Raw genomic sequence first — 1411 nt, 5'->3', positions numbered from 1 at the left:
TTATTGATCCGGCCCTCATTATCTTGAAGGAGGCCGAGATCGGTCCAGATTGATCGGCATGAAGCACGTGGACATGCGCAAGCTGCCGGCGGCGGCGCAAGAGGAGCGCCGGCGTCAAGTGATTGGGCTGCGGGAGCGCGGGCTGACTTACCGGGCGATCGCGGCTCAGGTTGGGCTGTCGCCAACCGGGGTGTTCGACATCTGCCAGCGGTTCGCGACGGAGGGCGCACAGGGGCTGGTGAGCCAGCCGCGCGGGCGCAAGCCGGATGAGCAGCGGCTGCTGAATGCGGCCCAGGAGGCCGAGGTTCGGCGCCTGATCTGCCGGCACACCCCGGACGAACTGGACCTGCCGTTTGCCTTGTGGAGCCGGGAAGCGGTGGGCGCGGTGATCGCGCAGCGCTGCGGGGTCGTGCTCGCCGTGCGGACTGTGGGCAAATACTTGGCGCGCTGGGGCTTCACGGCGCAGAAGCCGTTGCGGCGTGCTTACGAACAGAACCCGGCCGCAGTGCGGCGCTGGCTGCGGCGAGAGTATCCGGCGATCGTCGCGGCGGCCCGGCAGGCGCGCGGCACCATCTTCTGGGGCGATGAAACCGGCCTGCGCGCGGACGACGTGCGCGGCCGCGGCTATGCCCCTCGGGGCCGGACGCCGGTGGTCCGGGTCTGGTACCGGCGTGCTGGACTGAGCCTGATCGCGGCGGTAAGCAATCGCGGCGCAGTGCGCTGGATGATTGTCGACGCGGCGGTGAACGCCGCAACCTTGATCCGTTTCCTGCACCGCCTGATCCGCGATGCTAAGCGCAAGGTGTTCCTGATCCTGGACCGGCTGCAGGTGCACCGGGCCGCCCAGGTTCGCGATTGGCTCAGCGCGCATCGGGCGAAGATCGAGGTCTTCTATCTGCCCGCCTATAGCCCGGAGCTGAATCCGGAGGAGGGCCTGAACGCCGACCTGAAGCAGGTTGTCACCCGCAAGGCGCCCGCGCGCAGCAAACAGCAGCTCAAGCGGGCAACCGTCAGCTACATGCGTAGGCTGTCCAAATTGCCTGCCCGCGTCAGAAGCTACTTTCGCCACAAACCAGTCCGCTACGCCGCATGATGAACATCAAGACAATGAGGGCCGGATCAATAAGATGATCCACTTGATGCGCAAAGGACAGGCGAAGTATGCCTGGAATCCTCAGCCTTCACTCGCGGAGCAATTCGATCTGCGCGCTATCTGAATCCGTATCGTGGCAGGGCCATCTTCTCGCCCTCGCTCCAGATTTGCGACAAACCCCCTTCATCTACTCAGTCGATAATTGAAGAGGTAGAGTCCGCGCTGGTGGTGGAAATTTGCTGACGCACCGGGTGTTGGGATGAGGTGGTCATTGGGAGGACCGGCTATGGTGGAGTTGCTCGACTGCACCCCAGCTGA

1 protein-coding gene and 1 pseudogene are annotated in these 1411 nt (G+C 64.6%); both read left to right on the top strand.

Annotation, left to right across the window (positions count from 1 at the left end):
• The first annotated feature begins 58 nt into the window (after positions 1-58).
• Positions 59-1093, top strand: a complete 1035-nt coding sequence (locus tag DDF70_RS36220; protein ID WP_114944487.1) for an IS630 family transposase — start codon at positions 59-61, stop codon at positions 1091-1093.
• Between the two features lie 31 nt (positions 1094-1124).
• Positions 1125-1217: pseudogene (locus DDF70_RS37775) on the top strand (IS6 family transposase); the annotation flags it as partial.
• Between the last annotated feature and the right edge of the window lie 194 nt (positions 1218-1411).

It is taken from the genome of Microvirga calopogonii (assembly GCF_003347665.1).
In the GTDB taxonomy this organism is placed as follows: domain Bacteria; phylum Pseudomonadota; class Alphaproteobacteria; order Rhizobiales; family Beijerinckiaceae; genus Microvirga; species Microvirga calopogonii.
Note: the sequence above shows the minus strand (reverse complement) of the source record. Positions and strands in the feature narration are given on the sequence as shown.

What these genes read in the sequence shown, in the direction of transcription:
- DDF70_RS36220 (WP_114944487.1), top strand. Translation starts at nt 59, where the DNA reads ATGAAGCACGTGGACATGCGCAAGCTGCCGGCGGCGGCGCAAGAGGAG.